We start from the raw sequence: 22,623 nt of genomic DNA, 5'->3' as shown, positions 1-22,623 counted from the left end.
GGCATGGCACACGGACTGAACGAGATCACCGAGGCCCAGTGGCGCGACGCCCTGGAGCACGCCCTGCTGCCGAGGCTCGCCTCCGTGCTGCGCGGCCGCGAAGCCGGGCACTGCATGCGCCTCGGTGACCTCGACGCCGAGCTCGCGACACGGCTGGTACGGGGCCTGCGTACGGCCGTACCCGAGTCCCAGGTGTTCGTCCTGGGCAACTCGGCACCGCATCTTCCCACCGATGTGGCGGTCAGCAGCACCAAACTGGTGGAGCTGCGCAACCCCGACGAGGAGGGCGGGCTGAGGCCACCCCTACTGGTGTTCGTACCGCCGGGGACGCGCGCCAGCGCCGAGGACTCCTTCGGTATCGCCACCTTCGAGCAGCTGTCCCTGAGCGACGTCCACCGGAATTTGAAGGCGTCCCTCCTGCGCGAGGTGCCCGACGCGCTGCGCCCGGCGGTCACCGAACTGCTGGAGCGGCTTTCGGCGGAGGACTGGCCCGCGGCGAGCGACCCGGCCGCGGTCCGCTATCTGTTGACTCTGCGGGAGAACGACTTCGACCCGCAGGTAGCCGGCGCGGCGGTCTTCCTGCTCGGGCTCATCCCCGACTTCGAACTATTCCAGGACCTGTCGCTGGTCACGCGCAAGGCCGACCGCAATCGCAAGACGGTGACGCGCCTGACGGATTCCGCCGCGACCGACCGCCAGCGGGTGCTGGCCCTCGGCCTGCCGCAGAACTCCCCAGCGCACCAGGCCTTCGTACGCCGCCTGGTCGAGTTCGCGGCCGACGGCGGTCTGGACGAACCGGGTCGATGGTGCCGCGCGATCGCGATCGACCAGGACAACTGGCCACTTGCCTTCCACAACTGGCCCCAGGAGAACGAGCCCAGCGATGAGAAGGTTGGCATCGAGGTCGAAGAGCTGTCCTCGCTGCCCAAGGCGGGACAGAACCAGGACGACCTACGCAACCATCCCGCTCTGGAACGGCTCTTCGGCGCGCAGTACCTGTTGCCCGGAGGCCTCACCTCGCTGCCAGTGACCTTTACGGTCGAACCGGACGCCCGCCACATTCCCGGCCTCAGCCGGTTCGCTGTCCAGATCTTCGCCGAGTCCGAGACCGACGGCGACAGCGGAACCACCACCGCCAGCCCCACCGGCTTCACCGCGACGGCGTCGGTCACCAAAACCGCTCGGACGCGCTTCAAGGCCAACATCAAGCTGAAGAAGGGCCGCAAGGCCGACTGGGAGGAAGGTTGGCACTTCGTACGGGTCACCCCGCTGGACTCGAACGGCGACGCCATGCCGGTCGTCGGGGCGGACGGAACGCAGCGGCCGGACGAGAGCGACCGGTTCTACGTCGTTCCCGAGGGCGAGTTCGACGATCCCCCGGTGCGGCGGTCCCAGCCCGCCCCCGGCCTGGCCCAGGCGGTGAACAAACTGCGCTTCACCGCCCTCGCCGAGGGGCGGGATCCCTCACGGGTCGTCTGCCGCAACATCGGCTGGGCGGCCAAGACCGCCAAGACATGGCCTTTGAAGGCGTCGTTCGGAGCGGCCGGGTCGGTCACCATCGACCTGCCCATTCCGCTTGCCGAAGCCGAGGAACGCATGCTGGCCCGGCCGCATGCCCTTGAGGGGCCCCGTCTCACGGTCGACGCCACCGGCGCCGCCGTATTGGGAGACGACGAGGCACCCGCGGTCACCGCGGAAGCAGGCAGCGACTTCGACGCCTACCTGCAGGCGCGTGCCGAAGTGTTCGCCGCGGTGCGCGCCGACGCCGAGGGCGCGGCGCCCCTCGTGGTGGAGGCGACGGACCCGCGTGATGTCCGCAAGGAGACGGAAGTGTACGCGGAGACGTACCTGAGAGCGGTGAACCGCTGCGTCCGCGCACTGGAGAACCCGCGGGGCGGCAGCGGGGACCGGGACCGTGTCGAGCTGGCCCTGCTGTTGCGCACGGACACGCTCCATGTGGATCTAACCGATGCTCGTGGCGGCCGGCGCCGGGTGATCCTGGTGGCTCCGACCCACCCGCTGCGCATGCTGTGGTGGAGCGGACACGCGGCGCTGGCCGACCACTGGCTGGAGCGACTCGCGGGCGAGACGCGGGACACCGTCCAGGAGCGCCTGCACAGCCTCACTGCTTCACTCGTTCCCCTCGGTTTTCCCCTGGTCGTGCCGCTGACCACGGGGGAGCTCACCTTCGCGGGCGGGCAGCTCACCGACTTCTGGCAGGTGTGCCTGCCGAGCGAGACCGCCGACCCCCGCGGCACCGTGTCCCTGCTCGCGGCGGCAGTCGGAGCGGATTCCGGCGCGGCGGCCTCGGGGCTGGTCACCGGCAGTGACCTCGCTGACCGGGTGGAACGCTATGTTCGGCTCCACCCGTACGCCGACAGCCTGGTCATCAACGCGCTGGGCGCCGGCCGGGGCGATCTGCTGACCGCGATGCTCACCGAACTGCAGAGCCGCAAACATCTGGCTCATCTGCGTTACACCGTCCGCCTGTTCGCGGACGACCCCGCCGAACCGTGGGTGGGAGAGGCGCTCACCGGCCTGTTCTCACCCACCTCGGGCCCGCGTTCGGTGGCGGCGGAGGCGTTCGCCACACCGGGCGACCCCCTCCGGCCCAAACTCGCCGTGGTGGTGCGCGACGCGGGTGATCTGCGTGAACGGGCCGACGAGTTCCCGGCGCACCTAACCATTCTGTTCGATCCCTTCGGCGGAGAGCAGTACGACATCGCCCCTGGAGTCCGCACGACCGGCCGGGTGGCCGCGCACGGCCTGGTGCAGGAGCTAACCAGTGTTTACGCGGAAGACGACGAGTACGTGGCGTGGAGCCGTCAGCCACGCCACGGCGCGACCGACCCCCTCCTGGGCACCGAGGAGACGGGAGACCTGCTCGCCGCCCTGCCCGAGGCGCTGTCGGCCGCTGTCGTCACCGTCACCTCCGGTGAGCCGCGCCCGGGGCACCTACCACAGATCACCCTGCGGCTGACGCCGGGCGACCGGGCCCTGCTGCACGACGTGCACCAGGCCAGCGACTGGGTCATCACGATCGACCGCACACTCGGCGTCGAGTACTTCGACCACGGCCGGGCCGACAGGCCCGAGTACGTCATCGACTACTCGGCCACCTCACAGACCGGCCTGGGACACCACATCGTTGTCTCCTCACGCTCGGTCGACGAACTCCGCGCGCTGATCGGTCCCGTCCTCGCCGACCGGAAACTCGACATCGAAGATCGCCATGTGGTGACCTTTTTCGACCAGTTGCGGGAACTGTCCGGCAGCTTCGCCTTCAAACTCGCCGCCCTCAGCGAGAGCAGCCACAGCGAGGTCCTCGGTCTGGGGCTGGCCCGGCTGTATCTCGGCTCCGTGGATGCCCTCAGGAACCAAATCCTGATCCCTCTCGACGCGCACATCGACCTGTACGGCGAGGACAGGCGCAGACTCGCCTCCGGTGAGGCGATGGTGCGGCTGCACCGCACCGACCTCGCACTGCTCGACCTGGACGCGGAGCGCCGGACCATCGTGTGCAGGCTCGTCGAGGTGAAGTGCTTCAGCGGGGTCGGCGGTCTGGGCGCGTACGAGGCGAAGAAGAAGCAGATCATCCAGCAGACCGAGAGCAGCCGGCGAGTCTTGGCCGAGCAGTTTGACCCCGGGGTTAGGCGGGCCGACCGCCCGTTGCGTAACCTCACCCTGCGCTCGCTGCTGGGCTACTACCTTGCTCGCGCGAACAGGTACGGCCTCTTCGACGAAAAGGCGTACGACGAGGCGCGCTGGCTTCTGGAGCATTTGGACCACGGCTACTCACTCGAGTTCGCCAGTACGGGCCTGGTCTTCGACCTGGGGCACCGCGGGACCGACTCCGAGACGGACGGCGGCGTCGCCTTCCACAGGGTCGGAAAGGATGTGGTGCGTCAGCTGCTGGACGTGATCGAGACGGAGTACCTCGGCGGCCGTGTCCATAGCACGCCGCAGCAGCTCTCGATCGCCGATCTCGGCCCGGAGGGGAGCGAGGCCCCCAAGAGGTTGCGTCCCCGGCAGCGGACGCGTGACGTGCCCGCTGAGCCCGCTCCGCTGCGTTTGCCGGCGGACGATGAACTGGAGGCCGCGGACGGCGACCGGGAGGCGGCGCCCGGCGAGCTAAAGGCTGATACGGCACACGCGCCGACGGGTTCGGAAGCTCGTGTCGGCTCTGAGACCCCCGCCGAGCATCAGGGGCCCGCTCTCACCGTTTCCACGGTCCGCTCCGCCCCGGCGTCCGAGACGGAACCGGAGTCCTCGTCCGCTGCCCCCGCCACGCGGCAGGACGAGCTTTCGCCGCCTGATGGCGACGGCCCGGCGCAGAACGGAGACGTGCTGCTGAGCCCTGGTGTCTTCCTCGGCGTGTCCCAGCCGACACGGCAGTACGGCCTGCTGGGGACCACTGCGGGCCGGAAGATTGCGCTGGACCTCAACGAGACCCACACCATCAGCCTCTTCGGCGTCCAGGGTGTCGGCAAGAGCTACACACTCGGCTCGATCCTGGAGATGGCGAGCCTGCCCACTCCCGGCGTCAACCAGCTGTCGCATCCGGTGGCCAGCATCGTCTTCCACTACAGCGACACCCAGGACTACGCGCCCGAGTTCACTACCATGACGCGCCCTAACAGCGACGAGGCACAGCTGGCCGCACTACGTGCCCGCTACGGAGCCGAGCCCGCAGCACTGTCCGACGTCGTGCTGCTCGCACCGGCCGACAAGGTGGAGGACCGGCGAGAGGAGTACCCGGACCTAGATGTCCGGCCGCTGGCCTTCGCATCGTCGGAGCTACAGGCCGCACACTGGCGATTTCTCATGGGGGCCATCGGAAACCAGTCGATCTACATCCGTCAGCTCGGGCGGATCATGAAGGCTCATCGCCGTAATCTCACCCTGGAGGCCATTCGTCAGGGTGTGGAGGAATCGCCGCTCTCCGATGCCTTGAAGCAGCTTGCCTTCCAGCGTCTGGAACTGGCTGCCGAGTACATCGACGATAGTGTACGACTGCAGGACTTGGTCCGGCCTGGGCGTCTCATCATCGTGGACCTGAGGGACGAGTACATCGACAAGGACGAGGCTCTGGGGCTGTTCGTGGTTCTCATGCAGCTTTTCGCGGACGCCACGTACGACGGAAAGTCCTTCAACAAACTGGTCGTCTTCGACGAAGCTCACAAGTACATTCACAGCCCGGATCTCGTCGACGGACTGGTGGCAAGTGTCCGTGAGATGCGACACAAGGGAATGTCCATCCTGGTGGCAAGCCAGGACCCGCCCTCAGTGCCCATCTCGCTGATCGAACTGTCCAATCACATGGTGCTGCACAAGATGATCTCACCGGCCTGGCTCAAGCACCTCCAGAAGGCGAATGCCGCACTCGCCAATCTGACTCCCGAGAAGATGGCGGGGCTGAGACCGGGTGAGGCGTTCGTCTGGTCCAGCAAGGCCACCGACGAGGCCTTCACCCGCGGAGCGGTGAAGGTCCAGTGCCGTCCCCGGGTTACACAGCACGGAGGAGCCACTAAGACTGCAGTCACGGAAACCTGAGACTTATATCGTTCGGTCAGCGGTCACGGTGGCTCCACGTGCAGGCGCTCTCGAGGAGTGCGGGATGCTTGCGGCTGGTCTTTACTCAAGAACGGCAAGCTACATCCGTCTGGACCCAGCGGCCCGGCTTTTCCCAGTTGCAAGGAGTAGAGCCGACCCTTCGCTTGGAGGTAACCCCCCACTGAGGGCGAGGGAGCGAAAGCCGACACGGCGACTTATAGCGACCGCCATGTGATCGAACGGAAAGTTACCTTGGAGCTGCCGGTCCCGAAGGATTCCAATGTTTAGCGGGTGATGCTGGCGCAGCGCAGCCGAGATACGGTGCCCGAGCTGGCTCTGAGGCGAGCACTACACGCGCTGGGCTTTCGCTATCGCGTGGGCCTGCCGCTTCCGATGATGCGTCGGCGTCGTGCGGACGTCACATTCGTGCGGTGGCGGACCGCGGTATTCGTCCAGGGCTGCTTCTGGCACGCCTGCCCGCAGCACCTGCACGCGCCGGTGCACAACGGGGAGTGGTGGCGGGAGAAGCTGGAGGGCAACGTTCGACGGGACGCGGACACCGATGCCCACCTCATCCGGTTGGGGTGGGTGCCCTTGCGTCTCTGGGAGCACGAGACCGTCGACGCTGCCGTGGGCAAGGTGGTGCTGGCACTCGCTTCGCGGGGGCACCCGCGGGCGTTGCGGATTCTGGGCGAGACCGTGCCAGCAAGTACGTAGGCATCTGCGGGTGCCCTGTACAAGTAGCTGGGGAATGATCTTCCAGGCGGTGGGAGGGCTTGCGCGACGCCTCTGTGGGTGCAGGTCAGGCCCACTCGTGAACACCCCACCGCAGCTCAGAGCCCCAGCCAGGGAAACCCGGCTGGGGCTCTTTGGTGTCTCTGGCAGCCGGCCGACGGCGAGAGTCACACGCCGCGCGCCCGGCCGTGGCAGGGCGGCCAGTTGGTCCTGGCTCGGCCCGAGGGGCGAGGGGCGCACGCGCGAAAGCTACGCGCGGTCGGGGGGTTGTCAGGGGCGTAGGTGGGCGTTGAGGCGGGCGGCCTGGTGGGTGAGGTGGGTGCGTTCGGCGAGGTTGGGGGCGTGGTGGGCGGCCTCGGCGTAGAGGCGGGCGGCCGTGGTCAGGTCGCCGGCGCGTTCGTGGAGGTGGGCTGCCACCGCCTCGCGGCGGGGGAGCGGGTGGGCCTTGGCCGGGGAGTCGCGTAGCGAGGCGTCGAGTTCGGCGAGGGCGGCCAGGCCGGCGTGTGGGCCGTCCGCCTCGCCCACGGCGACCGCGCGGTTGAGCCGGACGACCGGGCTGTCGGTGAGGCGCGCGAGTTCGTCGTACCACTCGACGATCTGCACCCAGTCGGTCTCCTCGGCCCGCTGGGCGTCCGCGTGCAGGGCCGCGATGGCGGCCTGGGCCTGGAACTCGCCCAGTTGGTCGCGGGCGAGGGCCGCCTGGAGGATCTGGACGCCTTCGGCGATCAACGTCGTGTCCCACCGGCCGCGGTCCTGCTCGGCCAGTGGCACCAGGCTGCCGTCGGGCCTGGTGCGGGAGGCGCGCCGGGCGTGGTGGAGCAGCATGAGGGCGAGCAGGCCGGCCACTTCGGGGTGGTCGATGGCGGCGGCGAGCCGCCGGGTGAGCCGGATGGCCTCGGCGGCGAGGTCGACGTCGCCGGAGTAGCCCTCGTTGAAGACCAGGTACAGGACGCGCAGCACGGTGGCGACGTCGCCGCTCCGGTCGGGCCCGCCCGACGCGTCCGGCTCCGCCCCGGCGGGGGAGAGCCCCACGCCGGCGACGGTGCGCTTGGCCCGGCTGATGCGCTGCGCCATGGTCGCCTCGGGCACCAGGTAGGCCCGGGCGATCTGGCGGGTGGTGAGCCCGCCCACGGCGCGCAGCGTGAGCGCCACCGCGGACGAGGGGGTCAGCGACGGGTGGGCGCACAGGAAGTAGAGCTGGAGCGTGTCGTCCACCGCGGGCGCCGGGCCGGGCGCCGGCTCCGACTCGACCAGGTCCTCGCGCCGGCGGCGGGCCGAGTCCGCCCGTATCGCGTCGAGGAACCGGCGCCAGGCCACCGTGACCAGCCAGCCCTGCGGGTCCCGTGGGGGATCGGCCGGCCAGGTGCGGAGCGCCTCGACCAGCGCGTCCTGTACGGCGTCCTCGGCCGCCGCGAAGTCGGCTCCGCGGCGGACGAGGATGCCGATCACGCGCGGCGTGAGGCGGCGGAGCAGGAGCTCGTCCATCGCCGTGGTCACTCCGTGATGGTGGGCGGCGCGGAGAGGAACGGGCGCAGCTCCAGCCACTCGTGGATCGGCTCGCCGCCGGCGCCGGGGGCGGCCGACAGTTCGGCGGCCAGTTCGAGGGCGCGCTCGTAGCTGTCGACGTCGATCACCATCCAGCCGGCGATGAGGTCCTTGGTCTCGGCGAACGGTCCGTCGGTGACCGGCGGGCGGCCCTCGCCGTCGTACCGGACCCACGTTCCCTCGGGCGCGAGCCCCTGACCGTCGACGTACTCGCCGGTCTCCTCAAGGCGGGCCGCGAAGTCGTGCATGTACTGCACGTGCGCCGAGACCTCCGCCGGCGTCCACTGGTCCATCGGCACGTTGTTCACCGGTGCCGGGGCGCCACGGTAGTGCTTGAGCAGCAGGTACTTGGCCATGGTGGTTCTCCTTGGTGCTGGTGCGGCCCATTGTGGTCGCGTTCACGGCGGGGACGGAGCCGGGTACGGGTTCTCGACATGGTGGGCGAAAGATTTTTCTCACGCGTTCGGGAAGGCGGGTCGGGGCGAGGGACGGGCGGTCGGGGAAGGGGGCGGCGGCCGGCCCCCGGGTGGGGTCGGCCGCCGCGTGCGGCGCCGCTGGCGCCGGTGGGCTGTGTGGTGGGGCGTCGGGTGGCTACCGCACGGGGTCCGGGCCCACGGTCGGCAGGTAGCGCGGGGCGCGCCAGGCGTCGAGGCGGGACTCCACGGCCGAGCCCAGGGACAGGAGCTTGCCGTCCTGGTGGTTGCCGGCGGTCAGGAGCAGGCCGACGGGCAGTTCGTCCGCGAAGCCGGCCGGTACGGAAAGGGACGGGTACCCGGAGACGGCCGCGGGGGTGGAGGAGGGGATCACGTCGTTGTCGCCACGGGCGCAGTCGGTGGTCCAGGCGGGCGGGTTGGTGGGCGCGGCGATGGCGTCCAGCCGGTACTTGGCCAGCGTCTCGTCGATCGAGCGCCGCGAGAGGTCCTTCAGCTCAGCGCGCTTCGCCCGGTACTCCGGGTCGGTGGTGGGCGGCGCCGCCAGGGCCTGTTCGAAGAGTTCCTGCCCGCTGAAGCAGGTCCGCTCCTCGGGGTGGTCGCGGTTGAACTGGATCAGCTCGGCAAGGTCGCGCGGGCCGCCCTCGCGGGTGGCGAGGTAGGCGTCGATGTCCCGGTGGAACTCGCTGAGCAGCGCCGGGAACTCCAGCTCGGCCAGCCGGTCCTGGTACGGCGGGGTGACCTCGACGACCTCGGCGCCGGCGGAGCGGAGCTTGTGCGCCGTACGGACCATCAGGGCGTCCACCTTCGGGCCGAGCGTGGGCAGGCGCCACAGGCCGATGCGCTTGCCGCGCAGGTCGCCGGGGTGGGTGGGGTCGGTGGCTGGGCTGTTCCGGCGGGCGGCGTCGTGGTCGCTGAGCACCGCGAGCGTGAGCGCCGTGTCGATGACGTTGCGCGCCATCGGGCCCGCGGTGTCCTGCTCGGCGGAGATCGGCACCACACCGTCCCCGCTGACCAGGCCGAGGCTGGGCTTGAGGCCGACCACCCCGTTCATGCCGGCCGGGCAGACGATGGAGCCGTCGGTCTCGGTGCCGATGGCGACCTGGGACAGCGAGGCGGCCAGCGCGGCGCCGGAGCCGGCGGACGAGCCGCACGGGTTGCGGTCGAGGACGTACGGGTTGCGGGTCTGGCCGCCCACCGCCGACCAGCCGGAGGTGGGCTTGGCGGCGCGGAAGTTGGCCCACTCGGAGAGGTTGGCCTTGCCGAGGATCACGGCACCCGCCTGCCGCAACCGGGTGACCAGCGCCGCGTCGGTCTTCGGCGGGCGGTCGGCCAGCGCGAGCGAGCCGGCCGTCGAGGCCAGGCCGCGGGTGTCGACGTTGTCCTTGATGAGTACGGGGATGCCGTCGAGCGGACCACGGGTGGTGCCCGCGCGGTGTCGGGCGTCGCTGGCGGCGGCCTGCTGTGGGGCGGTCGGGTCGGTCCGTAGTACCGCGTTGACCTTGGGGTCGACGGTCTTGATGCGCCACAGGTAGGCGCGGGTCAGCGCCGACGGGGTCAGCGAGCCGTCGGCCATCCGGGCCTGCAGCTCGGGGATGGTCACCGTGTCCAGGTCGACCCCCAGCCTCGGGGGCGAGTCCACGGGTGGGGAACTGTCGGTGCGGGTGTCGGCGGCGCTGGGGCTCGGCGCGCCGGTCAGAAGGGACCCCGCCAGCAGGGCGGTGATCAGCGTGGCAACGCTCCTCTTCCTCATGGGCGCTAGCGGACTACACGCCGGCGCCCCGGCGCAAGGGCGCCACACGGCGCATGCGCCTCGTTGTGAATGTCATCGCCTCGCGCCCCTCCCGCCCCGGGCGTGTCCGGGTGCGTGTGGACGGGTGCGGGTGGGGCTGGGCGTCGGTGGGTGTGGGTGGTGGCGTGCGGGAAATTCGGGTGAGGACCGGCGGGCGGGTCCCTAGGGTCGGCGAGCGTGACGACGAACGAGGCGTACGACGAGCGGTCAGCCGGTCCGGGCTCGCCCGGCGGGGGCCATGGACCGGCCCAGCTCGCCGGGGCGGCCGAGGGGGAGGCGTACGGGCGGCTGGTGAACGTCGTGGACGTGGAGGCGACGTGCTGGTCGGGGCAGGCGCCGCCGGGGCAGGTCAGCGAGATCATCGAGATCGGCCTGTGCGTCGTGGACACCGTGACCCGCGAGCGGGTGGCGCGGCACCGGCTCCTGGTGCGCCCGGCCAGATCTACGGTGAGCCCGTTCTGCACGGAGCTGACCGGGCTCACCCAGGCCGAGGTGGAGCGGGGCATGCCGTTCGCCGAAGCCTGCGCGACCCTGGCGCGCGAGCACCGGGCGGCCACCCGGGCGTGGGTGAGCTGGGGCGACTACGACCGCAAGCAGTTCGCCCGGCAGTGCGAGCGCGGGCCGGCCCGCTACCCGTTCTCGGGCCGGCACACCAACGCCAAGGCGGTCTTCACCGACGCGTACGGGCTGGCCAGGCGGCCCGGCATGGCGCGCGCCCTGGAACTCGCGGGGCTGCCGCTGGAGGGGCGGCACCACAGCGGCGAGGACGACGCGTGGAACATCGGCGCGCTCGTCCTCGACCTCCTCGCGCGGGGCGCCTGGCCGGGCGCGGACGCCCCGGGTGCCCCCGCCTGACGGGTGGCGGGCCGGGGGTCGGCGCCCACGCGGGTGGGCCCGCCCGGCCGTGTCATGATGATCACCACGGCATGGGTGGGGGAGCGATGGACCTGCTGCAACTGCGCTATTTCCGGGCCGTGGCCCGCTTCGAGCACATCAGTCGGGCCGCGGAGGAACTGCACGTCGCGCAGCCCTCGGTGAGCCGCACCATCGCCCGCCTCGAGGCCGAGCTGGGCACCGACCTCTTCGACCGGCAGGGCCGCCGCATCCGGCTCAACCAGTACGGGGCGCTGTTCCTGCGCCACGTCGAGCGCGCGCTCAGCGAGCTCGACGACGCGCGGCGCGCGGTCGCCGACGCCCGCGAGCGCGGCCTTGGCCGGGTGACCGTGACCGCCGAGACGCTGCTGACCCTCGCCCGCGCACTCGGCAGCTTCCGAGCCACCCACCCCGCCGCCGACGTGCGGCTCTACCAGTCCAACGCGGTGGAGATGGAGCGCCGGCTGCGGGCTAGGGAGGTGGACTTCTGCGTCGCCTCGCAGCCGCTGACCGGGACCGGCCTTGAGTGCGTCGAGCTGGCCAGAGAGGAGGTGCTGCTCGCCGTGCCGTACGGGCACCGGCTGGCGGGCCGGCGCAGCGTGCGGGTCGCCGAACTCGCGCACGAGTCGTTCGTGGTCAGCCGGCCGGGCAACTGGCCCCGGGCGCTGCTCGACCGGCTCTTCGCCGCCGAGGGGCTGACCCCGCAGATCTCCTGCGAGGCCGACGAGCCGGGGGCCAGTGGGGAGTTGATCGGCGCGGGCCTCGGCATCGGGCTGGTCCCCGCCATCTCGCGTCAGGAGGGGATACGCGCCCCGGTCACCTGGGTGCGCGTCGACGCGCCCGACTGCCACCGGGTGCTGACCCTGGTCTGGCACCGGGACGCCCACCTGTCCGAGGCGGCCCGCGCGTTCCGTACGTTCATCACCAGCACGCCCTTCATGACGCACCGGTTCCCGCCGGCGCGGGACTCCCGGCCGTAACGCCGGGAGCGGGCCGCCGGCCAGGCCCCGGGACCCGGGCCGCCGGCCGCCCCGAGGGCGGAAGGCCCCCGGGGGGCGGGGCGGCGCACGCCGGCGCGGGCTTATCCGGCCGGCTTGCCGGCGAGTTGGCGGAGGGTGGTCACCAGGCGTTCCCGGTCCCTCGGCGCGAGCCAGCCGAAGAGTTCCCGGCCGATGGGGACGGCGATCTCCTGGACGGCCGCGAGGCGTCGCTCGCCCTCGGCGGTGAGGCGGACCGCGTACGCGCGGCGGTCGTGCACGGCGCGGCGGCGCTCGGCCAGGCCCTGTCGCTCCAACTCGTCGATGATCCGGACCATGGCCGACTTGTCCACGTCCAGCAGTTCGATCAACTCCCGCTGGCTGGAGGGCCCGTGCTGGGCCAGGCCGCGCAGGACGGCGAAGTGGCGGGACTCGATGCCGGCGGCGCGCAGTCCGCTGTTGAACGCCTGGCGACAGCGTTGGCTGGCGGCGGCCAGGAGCGTGCCCAGGGCCGTGTCGTCGGTGGTCGGGTCGGCGGCTGCGGGCCCCTCGGGCGGCTTGTCGTGCACGACTTCCATCGTAAAGGCGGGAAATTCAGTGCTGTTTGAGAACGTCTCGCGCCTGCCCCATCGGCGGGCGCGCGCCGGCCTGTGTCAGTCGCGGCGGGATGCGTCCGCCGTCTGGCCGGCCTTCTGCGCGCGGTGCCCGACTAAACCCGGCTCGCACCCGTTTCACGTCTTCCGGTGAGCCTCGCCCGAAGGGCCGCCGTGGCGCGCGGGCCGGCGTGACGCTGAGGTGAGCCCGCGCGGCGGGGCCGGCCCCGGTTGTCGGACGTGGCGCGGAAACCGCGTGAAACCTGAGCTGGAGGGGTCACCATGAACCTGTCGAAGCCGGACCGGTCCGGACCGCCGTTGCCCGCCGTACCGTCCCCGGCGGCGCCCCCGCCCTATCCCGACGGCTGGTTCGCCGTCGCCAGCAGCGCCGAGCTGCGGCCCGGGCGCGTGCTCACCCGCCGGCTGATGGGTGAGGACTTGGTGGTCTACCGCACGCGGAGCGGGCGACTGCGCGCCGTGCGGCCGTTCTGCCCGCACCTGGGGGCGCACCTGGGGCACGGTGGGCGGGTGGAGGGCGAGGAACTCGTCTGCCCCTTCCACCACTTCGCGTTCGGCCCCGAGGGCGAGTGCGTACGGACCGGGTACGGCACGCCACCGCCCAGGGCACGGCTGGGCGCGGTGGTGAGCCGGGAGGTCGCCGGGCTGGTCTTCGTGTGGTGGCACGCCCGGGGCGAACCCCCGTCGTGGGAGGTGACGGCGCCCCCGGCGGCCGAGGGGTTCGGGCCGGTCCGCGGCCTCGTGCGCACGCTCGTGGCGCACCCGCAGGACTTCATGGAGAACGTCATCGACACCGGGCACTTCACCCCCATTCACCGGCTGGGAGTGCGGATGGTGGAGGAGCCCCGGTTCGAGGGGCCACGGATGACGTCCGCGTACCGCCTCGCGCGGGTGGGCGGCAAGAAGAACGTGCTGTTCGCCTCGGCGCCGGTGATGCGCGCGACGGTGCAGGGGCTCGGCGTCTTCATCGCCGAGACGACCGTGCCGGCCATCGGCATGGAGATGCGCGCGTGGTTCTGCGTGGTGCCGTTGGACCCGGTGCGGATCGAGATGCGGTTGGCCGTCGCCGTACGGTTCGCGGGCGTACGCCACCGTGGCGCCGCCCGCGCGCTGGCCGCCCTGGCGCCGGGGCCGCTCGCGTGGTTCAGCACCTTCGAGACCAACCGCGACCTCCCCGTCTGGGCGCACAACACCTATCTGGAGCACCCGAGGTTGGCGCAGGGGGACGGGCCGATCACCAAGTACCGCAGGTGGGCCCGCCAGTTCTACAGCGACTGGCCCGGCGGGCGGCAGCCGGCCCGCCGCCCCGCCTGACGCGACGGGGCGCGTCGCGATGGCGGGCGCGGGCGGCGGGCGCGGACGGCGGGCCCGGGGCGGGGCTCAGTTCTTGCGGGCGACGCCGCCGTACATGGCGATGTCCCGGTCGTCGATGTTCGGGTCGGTGTCCGCGTCCGGCTTCCAGTAGTGCACCTGGGTGACGCCCGGCTCCACCAGGTCGAGGCCGTCGAAGAACGCCTCGGCCTCGGCCCGGGTGCGCAGCCGCATGGGCATGCCGCGGCTCTCGTACTCGCTGGCCACGCGGCCCACCTCGGTCGGCGCGAAGTCGGCCGTGCCGATGGTCATGGCCAGGAAGCTGCCGGAGGGGAGCGGGTCGAGCAGCCGGCGGACGATGCCCATCGCGTCGTCCTCGTCGAGCAGGAAGTGCACGATGCCGATGATCATCAGGCCGACCGGCCGCGTGAGGTCCAGGGTCTCGGCGACCTCGGGGGAGGCCAGGATGGCGGCGGGGTCGCGCATGTCGCCGTCGATGTAGGCGGTGCGCCCCTCCGGCGTGCTGACGAGGAGCGCCTGAGCGTGGGTCAGCACGATCGGGTCGTTGTCGACGTAGACGACGCGCGAGTCGGGGGCGGTGCGCTGGACGACCTCGTGCAGGTTGGGCTCGGTGGGGATGCCGGTGCCGATGTCGAGGAACTGGCGGACGCCCTCCTCGCGGGCGAGGTACTGCGCGGCCCGGTGCATGAAGAACCGGTTCTCCCGCATGTGTACGGGCATGGCGGGCCATTCCTGACACATCGCGTCGCCGGCCTGCTGGTCGACGACGTAGTTGGTCTTGCCGCCCAGGATGTAGTCGTACACGCGCGCGGAGTGCGCTTCTTGGGTGTTGATGCGGTCCGCAGGGTAACCGTTTTTGGCCATCGTGCTCGCTCCCTCGTCGCTGGCCGTCCACGGTGTGCACGGCGTGCGATGAGTCTACGGATTACTTTTAGGGGCCACGCAGTTGGGATCTCGCTTGCGACGCCTCGGAACTGGGCTTATACGCCGAGTGGGGCAATGACCGCGCGCGGCTACGGCGTCGCGCGCCAGGCCCGGTCCCGCTGGGCGCGCAGCAACGGCAACGGGCTGTCGTCGTCCCCGTACAGCCGGTCGGCGAGCCGGACCAGGGTGTCGTACCGCGCGAGCGACACGCCGCGTCGGCGCGACGCCGGGTCGTATCCGGCGCGTTCGGCCGCGCGGGCGGCGGCCGGCGCGCCCACGGCGATGGCCAGGCCCGCGATGTCCTCCGCCGGGTCGCCGATGGCCGCGTCGGTCCAGTCGAGCACGCCGGTGACCCGCCCGTCGTCACTGACCAGCAGGTGTTCGCCCTTGATGTCGAGGTGGCAGAGGCACGCGACCGGCGCCGTCGTCGTGTCCACCGCGCCGGGCGTGGGTCCGTCTCGGTCGGCGGGCGTGGGCGGCGCCGAGTGGTGTGGAGCCGGGGGACGCGCGGCGGGAGGGGCCGGGGCGGCGGTCGTGACGAGCGTGGCGTACTGGTCTGGCGTGAACTCGCCGTCGTTGCGCAGCCGTTCGGCGACCGCGACGGCCGCGCGCCATGCCTGTTCCAGCGAGCGGGGCGGCCGGTACGGGAGGCCGAGCGCCGCCGCCTCGGCCGGGTCCACGGCGCGCAGCCCGGCCAGCAGCGCGGCGAGGTCCGCCTCGCCGGCCCGCGAGAGCGGGCGCGCCTCGGCGCTGGTGCCGGGCAATCGGGTGTCGAGGGTGAAGGTGAGCCCCGGCGCCCACTCGCCGCGTCCGACGCTGGTCGGCACGGCGACCGTCAGGCGGTCGCGGAGCAGGTCGCGCAGCGCGCTCTCGCGCCGCTGCCGCGCGGCGCCGGCCGGGTCGAGGGCGAGCCGGAGCACGTGGTCGTCACCGACCCACCAGGAGGCGTGCTCGCCGCCCTCGTCGATGCGGCGCGGCTCCGCCGCCGGCCCGGACAGGCCGGCGCCGGCCAGGAGTTGGCGCAGGGCGCGCGGCGTGGGCAGGGGCTGCATGGGCGGGGCGCCGTTCGTCAGGGGAAGGGGGGCCCGCTCGGCCGTACGGGGCGGGCGGCCGGGCCGGGAGGCGGCCGGGGCCCGGTCCGCTAGCCGAGGGGCTTGACGAAGCAGCGGCTCTCGTCGTGGAAGCGGTACAGGCCGAACTTCGGCTCGTGCGGCACGTACGCGCACGAGGCGTACAGCGTCAGCGCCTCCGGCTGCTCGGTGCCGGACTCCAGGACCATGCGGGTGCGGCCGGCCGCGCGGGCGTCCGCTTCGAGGGCGGCGAGTATCCGGCGGGCCAGCCCCCGGCCGCGCGCCGCGGGCACCACGTACATCCGCTTCAGCTCCGCGTCGCCGTCCGCGTACCCCTCGTCGCTCTGGTCCTGCGACCGCCAGCCGCCGCTGGCTATCGGGGTGCCGTCCGCGTCGTAGGCGAGCAGGTACAGGCCGCTGGGCGGCTCGAACTCGTGGGCCTGGAGCTTGGTGTCGTCGGGCTCGCCGTAGCGCTCGACGTACTCCTGCTGCACCAGGTCGTTGAGGTGCGCGACATCGGGGTGGTCATACGGCACGGGCACGATCTGCATTCTGGTAATCGTACGGACGCGTCGAGGCGGGGCCACCGGTTTACGGGCCCTCGGCGGCCCCTCGGCGGCCCCTCGGCGGCCGCTCGCGGGCGCGGCGCGCGGCCGGGCGTGGCCGGGACCGGGCGCTGCCGGGTTGCGGTCGACGGGCTGAGACGTTGGTCACTTTTTGCGGACTCATGTGGGCGTGGTGCCCGGATTTCTCCTCTCTCGCGATGTAGGTGGCCAGCGCGCTGAGAGGGAGCACCATGATCGTTACGCCGACCGATGCGGAGATCCTGCGCGCGGTGCGCCGCGTCCATGACCTGGAGCGGCGGCACGAGGAGCTGCGCGCCCGGCTGGAGAACATGGACGAGGCGCGCGGCCCGGAGGACGTGGCCGAGCAGAACCGTTGCGGCGAGGCCATGGCGGCGACGGCCGAGACCCTGCTGATCGAGTCCGTCTACGCGCTGGAGGAGATCGGGCTCTCGCTGGCCGCCCGGGCCGTCGAGGTCACCGCGGCGGCCGAGGGGATCACCCTGCCCCGGGCCGCCGCGCACCGGGAGCACGCCGCCGCCTCCCCGGAACCGAGCGTTCCGCCGACGGGCCGGCGGCGCTCCGGGGTGCGGCGCGTGGCGCGTAGGCTGCCTGGGGTTCGGTGAGTGACCGGGGAGCAAGGGTGGTGCGTACGGTGACGGCGGTCACGAAGGTCACGACGGTGAACGTGAACGGTCTGCGGGCCGCCGCGAAGAAGGGCTTCACGCCCTGGCTGGCGGCGACCGAGGCGGACGTGGTGTGTCTCCAGGAGGTGCGGGCCGAGCCGGAGCAGTTGCCGGCCGAGGTGCGCGAGCCCGAGGGCTGGCACGTCGTGCACGCCCCCGCGGCGGCCAAGGGCCGCGCCGGCGTCTCGCTCTACACGCGCCAGCGCCCCGAGCGCACCCAGATCGGCTTCGGCTCGACCGAGTTCGACGCCAGCGGGCGCTACCTGGAGGCCGACCTGCCGGGGCTGACCGTCGCGAGCCTCTACCTCCCCTCCGGCGAGGCGGGCACGCCCCGGCAGGAGGAGAAGGAACGCTTCATGGGCGAGTTCCTGCCCTACCTGAAGGAGCTGCGCGAGCGGGCCGCCGCCACCGGGCGTGAGGTGCTGGTCTGCGGCGACTGGAACATCGCGCACCGCGAGGCCGACCTGAAGAACTGGAAGGCCAACCGCAAGAGCGCCGGCTTCCTGCCCGAGGAGCGCGACTGGCTCGGCCGCCTCTTCGACGAGGGCGGCTACACGGACGTGGTGCGGCGCCTGCACCCGGACGTCGAGGGCCCGTACACCTGGTGGAGCTACCGGGGGAAGGCGTTCGACAACGACAGCGGCTGGCGCATCGACTACCACGTGGCGACCCCGGGGCTCGCCGAGCGCGCCACCTCGGCCGTCGTGGAGCGCGCGGCCTCCTACGACCTGCGCTGGTCGGACCACGCGCCGGTGACGGTCACGTACGCGGCGGCGTAACGCCGGGCCCGGCCGCCGGGACCGGCTGCCGGTCCCGGGGCGGCCCGGTGGCGCGTTCGGGGTCAGTCCCGCGCGCTCGCCGGCGGGCCGTCCGCCGCGTCCGGCGGCGCGGGGCGCGCGGCCCCGTCGTCGGTGGGGCCCAGCCACTTCTCCAGCTCGGCCCGGACGCGGCGGTCCATGGCCAGGGAGAGTTCGGCGTCGACGATGCTCTTGGCGCTCTGCCGCAGGCTGTCCAGCGTCCTGGTGACGTGCGCCGCCTCGTCCGGTGTCAGGCCCTCGCCGGCGGTGGCCCGGGCGACGACGTCGGCCAGCACGTGGGTGCGTACGAGTTCGGTGAAGCTCTCCGTGACGGCCTCCATGTGCTGCCGCAACTCCCGCCCGGCGGCGAGCACCTCGGCCAGCGGCACGCCCTTGCGGACCAGGTCGTGGGAGGCGTCGAGCAGGCGGCGGCTGACGTGGACGAGGTCGTCGCCGTCCACGGCCAGGTAGCCCAGGTCCAGCGAGGTGGCCAGGTTCTCCGGGGTGACCTCGCCGGTGAAGTAGTCGGCCAGCTCCTGCGGGGTGAGCCTGACCGGGGTCTCCTCCGACCAGGGCACCGGTATGGCCGCCGCCAGGCCGAGCACCTCGCCCACGTCGCGTCCGCTCTCGAAGGCGGTCAGCAACTCCGCTATGCCGCCCAGCGTGTGGCCCCGCTCCAGGAGCGCCGCGATGGTGCGCAGCCTGGCCAGGTGGTGCTCGGTGTACCAGGCGATGCGGCCCTCGCGGCGGGGCGGCGGGATGAGCTTGCGCTCGCGGTAGAAGCGCAGCGTCCGTACGGTGATGCCGGCCTCTTCGGCCAACTCCGCCATGCGGTACTCGCGCCCCTGCTCGGCCTCTGTCGTCTTCGCCACCCGAGCAGCCTATGCCGACCCGGCCCGGTGGCGGCGGGCCCGGCGTCGGGTGTGCGCTACGGCGTGGCGCGCGTGGGTCGCGCGGCGGTTCCGAGGCGGTTTCCGGGCGTACGGCGGTGGGGTGCAACCGCCGGTAACTTCCCCTCGCCCAACCCCTACCGCTCGGTATGTTCCTGCCTTACCCTCCTAACCGTGCCAGTGATTGCTGGCGCGGTTCCTCGATTCGGGAGGCGGCGGCATGGCCGAGCATGAGCATGTGCGGGTGGCGGTGATCGGCACCGGCTTCGGTGGGCTTGGGGCGGCGGTCCGGCTGCGTCGCGAGGGCATCACCGACTTCGTGATCCTGGAGCGGGCCGACGCCGTCGGCGGCACCTGGCGCGACAACAGCTACCCGGGCTGCGCCTGCGACGTGCCCTCGCACCTGTACTCCTTCTCCTTCGCGCCCAACCCCGAGTGGCCGCGCAACTTCTCCGGCCAGCCGCACATCCGGGCCTACCTGGAGCGGGTCACCGACACCTTCGGCCTCCGCCCGCACCTGCGGTTCAACTCCGAGGTGCGCGGCGCGCGGTGGAACGGCGACGAGCTGTACTGGGAGATCGACACCGCCAGCGGCGCGTACACCGCCGACGTCCTCGTCTCCGCCACCGGCCCGCTCTCCGACCCGCAGATCCCCGCCGTCCCCGGCCTCGACTCCTTCCCCGGCCGGGTCTTCCACTCGGCGCGCTGGGACCACGACTACGACCTGCGCGGCAAGCGCGTCGCCATGATCGGTACGGGCGCCTCCGCCATCCAGATCGTGCCCGCCATCGAGCCCACGGTCGAGCGCCTCACCCTCTTCCAGCGCACCCCGCCGTGGGTGCTGCCGCGCGCCGACCGGAAGATCACCGGCGTCGAGCAATGGCTGCACACCCGGGTGCCCGCGACGCGCGCGGCGCGCCGTGGACTGCTGTGGGGCATCCGCGAGTTGCAGGTCAGCGCCTTCACCAAGCGCCCCAACCAGCTCGGCCTGGTCGAGGCGTTGGCCAAGTCGCACCTGCGCAAGGCCATCAAGGACCCCGCGCTGCGCGCCAAGCTCACGCCCGACTACCGCATCGGCTGCAAGCGCATCCTGCTGTCCAACAGCTACTACCCGGCACTCGCCAAGCCCCACGTGGACGTCGTGGCCTCCGGCCTGAGCGAGGTGCGCGGCTCCACGCTGGTCGCGGCCGACGGGACCGAGACCGAGGTCGACGCGATCATCTTCGGCACCGGCTTCCACGTCACGGACATGCCCATCGCGCGGCGCGTCACGGGCGCCGCCGGCACGACGCTGGCCGAGGAGTGGAAGGAGGGGATGGAGGGGCTGCGCGGCAGCACGGCCGCCGGGTTCCCCAACTTCATGACGATCATCGGCCCCAACACGGGCCTCGGGAACAGCTCGATGATCCTGATGATCGAGTCGCAGCTCAACTACCTCGTCGACTACCTGCGCCAACTCGACACCCTGGGTGGCCGGGCCGCGCTCGACGCCCGCCCGTCCGCCGTGCACGCCTGGTCGCACCGGGTGCAGGAGCGGATGAAGCGCACCGTGTGGAACGTCGGCGGCTGCGACAGCTGGTACCTGGACGCGAACGGCCGCAACACCACCGTCTGGCCCGGCACCACCAGCGAGTTCCGCCGGGCCACCCGCGAGGTCAACCTCGCCGAGTACGAGGTGCTGCGCGCCCCACAGCGGGCGAGCGTCTCCGCTGCGGCAGGCGCCGGCGCCGGGCATGCCGGGGGCGCGCCGGCGGGTAGGCCGGCCGCGTCCGCCACGTCCGCCACGTCCGCCACGTCCGCCAAGCGCGCCGCGGCGCCGGCCGCCCCGGCCGGCGGGCCGCGGGCCGACGGCCCGTCCACGGAGGCCATAGCGTGAACCGGCCGATCCACGCCACCCAGGGCAGGTACGCCCCGCCCACCCCCGCCCGCGAACTGACCGTCACATCCGCCGACGGCGCCGCCCTGCACGTCGAGGAGTACGGCCCGGGCGGCGCCCCGACCGTGGTGCTCGCGCACGGCTGGACCTGCTCCATAGCCTTCTGGGCGCCGGTGATCAGGGAGCTGTCGCGCGACCACCGGGTCATCGCCTACGACCAGCGCGGGCACGGCCGCTCCGCCCCGCCCCCGTACGGCGGCTACACCACCGAGACGCTCGCCGACGACCTGGCCGCCGTGCTCGACCAAACCCTGGCCACCGGCCCGGACGGCCGCAGGGAACAGGCGGTCGTCGTGGGCCACTCCATGGGCGGCATGACGATCATGGCCGCGGCGCGCCGCCCCGAGCTGCGCGAGCGGGCCGCCGCCGTGCTGATGTGCAGCACCGGCGCCGGCGCGCTGCTGGCCGAGACGCTGGTGGTGCCCACGCCCAGGGGCCGCGTCCGGGAACGGGTGCACACCCTGGTGCTGGGCTCGGCGGCGCCGCTGGGTCGGGTCACGCCGGTCGGCCGCCGGGTGCTCAGGTACGTGACGATGGGGCGGGCCGCGACGCGCGAGATGACCGACGCCTGCGCCCGCATCGTGCACGCCTGCCCGCGCCGGGTGCGCGCCCAGTGGGGCCACATGATGGGCGAGATGGACCTGGCCGCCAACGTCGGCGAGCTGACCCCGCCGACGGCGGTCGTCGTCGGCACCGCCGACCGGCTCACCCCGCCCGTGCACGCCCACCGGATCGTGGAAGCGCTGCCCAACCCACTCGGCCTGACCGTGCTGCCCGGCATCGGGCACATGACCCCGGTGGAGGTACCGGACGCGGTGGCGGACGCCATACGTGGCCTGGTCGCCGACCACCTCACCGACCCCGCCCCGGCCCCGGCCGAGGCATCCCCGAAGGCGTCGGCCGTGGCCGACGCGGCGACGGCGAAGGAGCCCTCGGCATGAGCGCACGCAACAGCCTGGAAGGCCAGGTCGCGGTGGTGACCGGAGCGGCGCGCGGGGTGGGGGAACTCCTGGCCCGCAAGCTCTCGGCGCGCGGCGCGACGGTGGCGCTGGTCGGCCTTGAGCCGGAGGAGCTCAAGCGGGTGGCCGACGCCCTGCACGGCGAGGGCGGCCACTGGCACGCCGACGTCACCGACCACGCCGCGATGTCCCAGGTCGCCCGGGAGGTGAAGGAGCGGTTCGGCAAGGTCGACATCGTCGTGGCCAACGCCGGCGTCGCCACCGGCGGCCCGTTCGTCGACTCCGACGAGCGCGCCTGGAACCGCGTCATCGAGGTCAACCTCATCGGCAGCGCCACCACCGCCCGCGCCTTCCTGCCGGTCCTGCTGGAGAGCCGTGGCTACCTGCTCCAGATAGCCTCGCTGGCCGCGATCACGCCGGCGCCGCTGATGACCGCGTACTGCGCGTCGAAGTCCGGCGTCGAGGCGTTCGCGCACAGCCTGCGCGCCGAGGTCGGCTACCGGGGCGTGCGGGTCGGCGTCGGCTACCTGAGCTGGACCGACACCGACATGGTGCGCGGCGCCGACGAGGACGAGGTGCTGCGCGACCTGCGGGCCACGCTGCCCTGGCCGAGCAACCGCACCTACCCGCTGGGCCCGGCCGTCGACCGGCTCGTGGCCGGCATCGAGCGCCGGTCGGCGCACGTGTACGGGCAGTGGTGGCTGCGCGGCATGCAGTCCTTCCGTGGCTACCTGCCCTCCCTCATCGGCACCGTCGGCCAGCGCGAGATGCGCCGCTTCGCGCCCCGCCTGGAGGCCGCCAGCGGCACCCGTCGTGGCCTGGTCGGCGCCGGCGGCGGCGCGGACGAGGCGGCCAGGAGCAGCCGTCGGGACTGATCAGACCCCGGCGCGCACGCGAAGGGACGCGCCCCCGTGGCGCGTCCCTCCGCCGTCTCCCGCGCGGGCGCGGG

18 protein-coding genes are annotated in these 22,623 nt (G+C 72.6%); 10 read left to right on the top strand and 8 right to left on the bottom strand.

Annotated features, from left to right (window positions below; genetic code table 11):
• Positions 1 to 3: 3 nt before the first annotated feature.
• Positions 4 to 5,553 carry a hypothetical protein gene (locus OYE22_RS11975; protein ID WP_277320402.1) on the top strand — a complete coding sequence of 1,850 codons (5,550 nt, stop codon included), beginning with the start codon at positions 4 to 6 and terminating at the stop codon, positions 5,551 to 5,553.
• A gap of 294 nt (positions 5,554 to 5,847) precedes the next feature.
• Entirely contained in the window at positions 5,848 to 6,270 is a 423-nt protein-coding gene (locus tag OYE22_RS11970) for a very short patch repair endonuclease (RefSeq protein ID WP_277324103.1), read from the top strand.
• 288 nt (positions 6,271 to 6,558) lie between these two features.
• On the opposite strand, the gene OYE22_RS11965 is transcribed toward OYE22_RS11970, so the two are convergent.
• From OYE22_RS11965 to OYE22_RS11955, 3 genes are all read right to left on the bottom strand, one after another.
• Positions 6,559 to 7,773, bottom strand: a complete 1,215-nt coding sequence (locus OYE22_RS11965) for a DUF6596 domain-containing protein (protein WP_277324102.1) — start codon at positions 7,771 to 7,773, stop codon at positions 6,559 to 6,561.
• Positions 7,774 to 7,781: 8 nt separating this feature from the next.
• Positions 7,782 to 8,189 carry a YciI family protein gene (locus OYE22_RS11960; RefSeq protein WP_277320401.1) on the bottom strand — a complete coding sequence of 136 codons (408 nt, stop codon included), beginning with the start codon at positions 8,187 to 8,189 and terminating at the stop codon, positions 7,782 to 7,784.
• A gap of 235 nt (positions 8,190 to 8,424) precedes the next feature.
• Positions 8,425 to 10,017, bottom strand: a complete 1,593-nt coding sequence (locus OYE22_RS11955) for an amidase (RefSeq protein WP_277320400.1) — start codon at positions 10,015 to 10,017, stop codon at positions 8,425 to 8,427.
• 327 nt (positions 10,018 to 10,344) lie between these two features.
• Here OYE22_RS11955 and OYE22_RS11950 point away from each other — a divergent pair, with 327 nt between their 5' ends.
• Entirely contained in the window at positions 10,345 to 10,911 is a 567-nt protein-coding gene (locus OYE22_RS11950) for a 3'-5' exonuclease (protein ID WP_277324101.1), read from the top strand.
• An 86-nt stretch (positions 10,912 to 10,997) separates the two neighbouring features.
• A complete protein-coding gene (locus tag OYE22_RS11945) occupies positions 10,998 to 11,909 on the top strand; it encodes a LysR substrate-binding domain-containing protein (protein ID WP_277324100.1) in 912 nt (303 codons plus the stop codon).
• Positions 11,910 to 12,010: 101 nt separating this feature from the next.
• Here the strand turns inward: OYE22_RS11945 and OYE22_RS11940 are convergent, their stop codons facing one another.
• Positions 12,011 to 12,475, bottom strand: coding sequence for a MarR family transcriptional regulator (locus OYE22_RS11940; RefSeq protein ID WP_277320399.1), 465 nt, complete (start codon positions 12,473 to 12,475; stop codon positions 12,011 to 12,013).
• 306 nt (positions 12,476 to 12,781) lie between these two features.
• Here OYE22_RS11940 and OYE22_RS11935 point away from each other — a divergent pair, with 306 nt between their 5' ends.
• The gene (locus tag OYE22_RS11935; RefSeq protein ID WP_277320398.1) at positions 12,782 to 13,831 is read left to right on the top strand and encodes a Rieske 2Fe-2S domain-containing protein; all 1,050 of its coding nucleotides are present in this window, start codon (positions 12,782 to 12,784) and stop codon (positions 13,829 to 13,831) included.
• 66 nt (positions 13,832 to 13,897) lie between these two features.
• On the opposite strand, the gene OYE22_RS11930 is transcribed toward OYE22_RS11935, so the two are convergent.
• From OYE22_RS11930 to OYE22_RS11920, 3 genes are all read right to left on the bottom strand, one after another.
• Complete coding sequence (locus OYE22_RS11930; RefSeq protein ID WP_277320397.1) at positions 13,898 to 14,713, bottom strand: SAM-dependent methyltransferase; 816 nt, start codon at positions 14,711 to 14,713, stop codon at positions 13,898 to 13,900.
• A 149-nt stretch (positions 14,714 to 14,862) separates the two neighbouring features.
• Entirely contained in the window at positions 14,863 to 15,825 is a 963-nt protein-coding gene (locus tag OYE22_RS11925) for an aminoglycoside phosphotransferase family protein (RefSeq protein ID WP_277320396.1), read from the bottom strand.
• Positions 15,826 to 15,914: 89 nt separating this feature from the next.
• Entirely contained in the window at positions 15,915 to 16,394 is a 480-nt protein-coding gene (locus tag OYE22_RS11920; protein ID WP_277320395.1) for a GNAT family N-acetyltransferase, read from the bottom strand.
• A gap of 245 nt (positions 16,395 to 16,639) precedes the next feature.
• On the opposite strand from OYE22_RS11920, the gene OYE22_RS11915 reads away from it, so the two are divergent.
• Complete coding sequence (locus OYE22_RS11915) at positions 16,640 to 17,032, top strand: hypothetical protein (protein ID WP_277320394.1); 393 nt, start codon at positions 16,640 to 16,642, stop codon at positions 17,030 to 17,032.
• Between the two features lie 29 nt (positions 17,033 to 17,061).
• Positions 17,062 to 17,871, top strand: a complete 810-nt coding sequence (locus OYE22_RS11910; protein ID WP_277320393.1) for an exodeoxyribonuclease III — start codon at positions 17,062 to 17,064, stop codon at positions 17,869 to 17,871.
• 62 nt (positions 17,872 to 17,933) lie between these two features.
• Here OYE22_RS11910 and OYE22_RS11905 read toward each other — a convergent pair whose 3' ends face one another.
• The gene (locus tag OYE22_RS11905) at positions 17,934 to 18,719 is read right to left on the bottom strand and encodes a MerR family transcriptional regulator (protein WP_277324099.1); all 786 of its coding nucleotides are present in this window, start codon (positions 18,717 to 18,719) and stop codon (positions 17,934 to 17,936) included.
• A 280-nt stretch (positions 18,720 to 18,999) separates the two neighbouring features.
• Here OYE22_RS11905 and OYE22_RS11900 point away from each other — a divergent pair, with 280 nt between their 5' ends.
• Genes OYE22_RS11900 through OYE22_RS11890 form a run of 3 tightly spaced genes read left to right on the top strand, consistent with a single transcriptional unit; the run spans position 19,000 to position 22,549 of the window.
• Complete coding sequence (locus OYE22_RS11900; RefSeq protein WP_277320392.1) at positions 19,000 to 20,655, top strand: NAD(P)/FAD-dependent oxidoreductase; 1,656 nt, start codon at positions 19,000 to 19,002, stop codon at positions 20,653 to 20,655.
• The gene (locus OYE22_RS11895) at positions 20,652 to 21,656 is read left to right on the top strand and encodes an alpha/beta hydrolase (RefSeq protein WP_277320391.1); all 1,005 of its coding nucleotides are present in this window, start codon (positions 20,652 to 20,654) and stop codon (positions 21,654 to 21,656) included. Before OYE22_RS11900 ends, OYE22_RS11895 begins: the two co-directional genes overlap by 4 nt.
• Positions 21,653 to 22,549, top strand: coding sequence for an SDR family oxidoreductase (locus tag OYE22_RS11890; RefSeq protein WP_277320390.1), 897 nt, complete (start codon positions 21,653 to 21,655; stop codon positions 22,547 to 22,549). Before OYE22_RS11895 ends, OYE22_RS11890 begins: the two co-directional genes overlap by 4 nt.
• Positions 22,550 to 22,623 lie beyond the last annotated feature (74 nt).

The sequence above is a fragment of the Streptomyces sp. 71268 genome, from assembly GCF_029392895.1.
Lineage (GTDB): Bacteria > Actinomycetota > Actinomycetes > Streptomycetales > Streptomycetaceae > Streptomyces.
Note: the sequence above shows the minus strand (reverse complement) of the source record. Positions and strands in the feature narration are given on the sequence as shown.

Bases quoted from the DNA above. Each gene is read 5' to 3' on its own strand.
- OYE22_RS11975 (WP_277320402.1), top strand. From the start codon at position 4: ATGGCACACGGACTGAACGAGATCACCGAGGCCCAGTGGCGCGACGCC.
- OYE22_RS11970 (WP_277324103.1), top strand. From the start codon at position 5,848: ATGCTGGCGCAGCGCAGCCGAGATACGGTGCCCGAGCTGGCTCTGAGG.
- OYE22_RS11965 (WP_277324102.1), bottom strand. From the start codon at position 7,773: ATGGACGAGCTCCTGCTCCGCCGCCTCACGCCGCGCGTGATCGGCATC.
- OYE22_RS11960 (WP_277320401.1), bottom strand. From the start codon at position 8,189: ATGGCCAAGTACCTGCTGCTCAAGCACTACCGTGGCGCCCCGGCACCG.
- OYE22_RS11955 (WP_277320400.1), bottom strand. From the start codon at position 10,017: ATGAGGAAGAGGAGCGTTGCCACGCTGATCACCGCCCTGCTGGCGGGG.
- OYE22_RS11945 (WP_277324100.1), top strand. From the start codon at position 10,998: ATGGACCTGCTGCAACTGCGCTATTTCCGGGCCGTGGCCCGCTTCGAG.
- OYE22_RS11935 (WP_277320398.1), top strand. From the start codon at position 12,782: ATGAACCTGTCGAAGCCGGACCGGTCCGGACCGCCGTTGCCCGCCGTA.
- OYE22_RS11930 (WP_277320397.1), bottom strand. From the start codon at position 14,713: ATGGCCAAAAACGGTTACCCTGCGGACCGCATCAACACCCAAGAAGCG.
- OYE22_RS11925 (WP_277320396.1), bottom strand. From the start codon at position 15,825: ATGCAGCCCCTGCCCACGCCGCGCGCCCTGCGCCAACTCCTGGCCGGC.
- OYE22_RS11920 (WP_277320395.1), bottom strand. From the start codon at position 16,394: ATGCAGATCGTGCCCGTGCCGTATGACCACCCCGATGTCGCGCACCTC.
- OYE22_RS11915 (WP_277320394.1), top strand. From the start codon at position 16,640: ATGATCGTTACGCCGACCGATGCGGAGATCCTGCGCGCGGTGCGCCGC.
- OYE22_RS11905 (WP_277324099.1), bottom strand. From the start codon at position 18,719: ATGGCGGAGTTGGCCGAAGAGGCCGGCATCACCGTACGGACGCTGCGC.
- OYE22_RS11900 (WP_277320392.1), top strand. From the start codon at position 19,000: ATGGCCGAGCATGAGCATGTGCGGGTGGCGGTGATCGGCACCGGCTTC.
- OYE22_RS11890 (WP_277320390.1), top strand. From the start codon at position 21,653: ATGAGCGCACGCAACAGCCTGGAAGGCCAGGTCGCGGTGGTGACCGGA.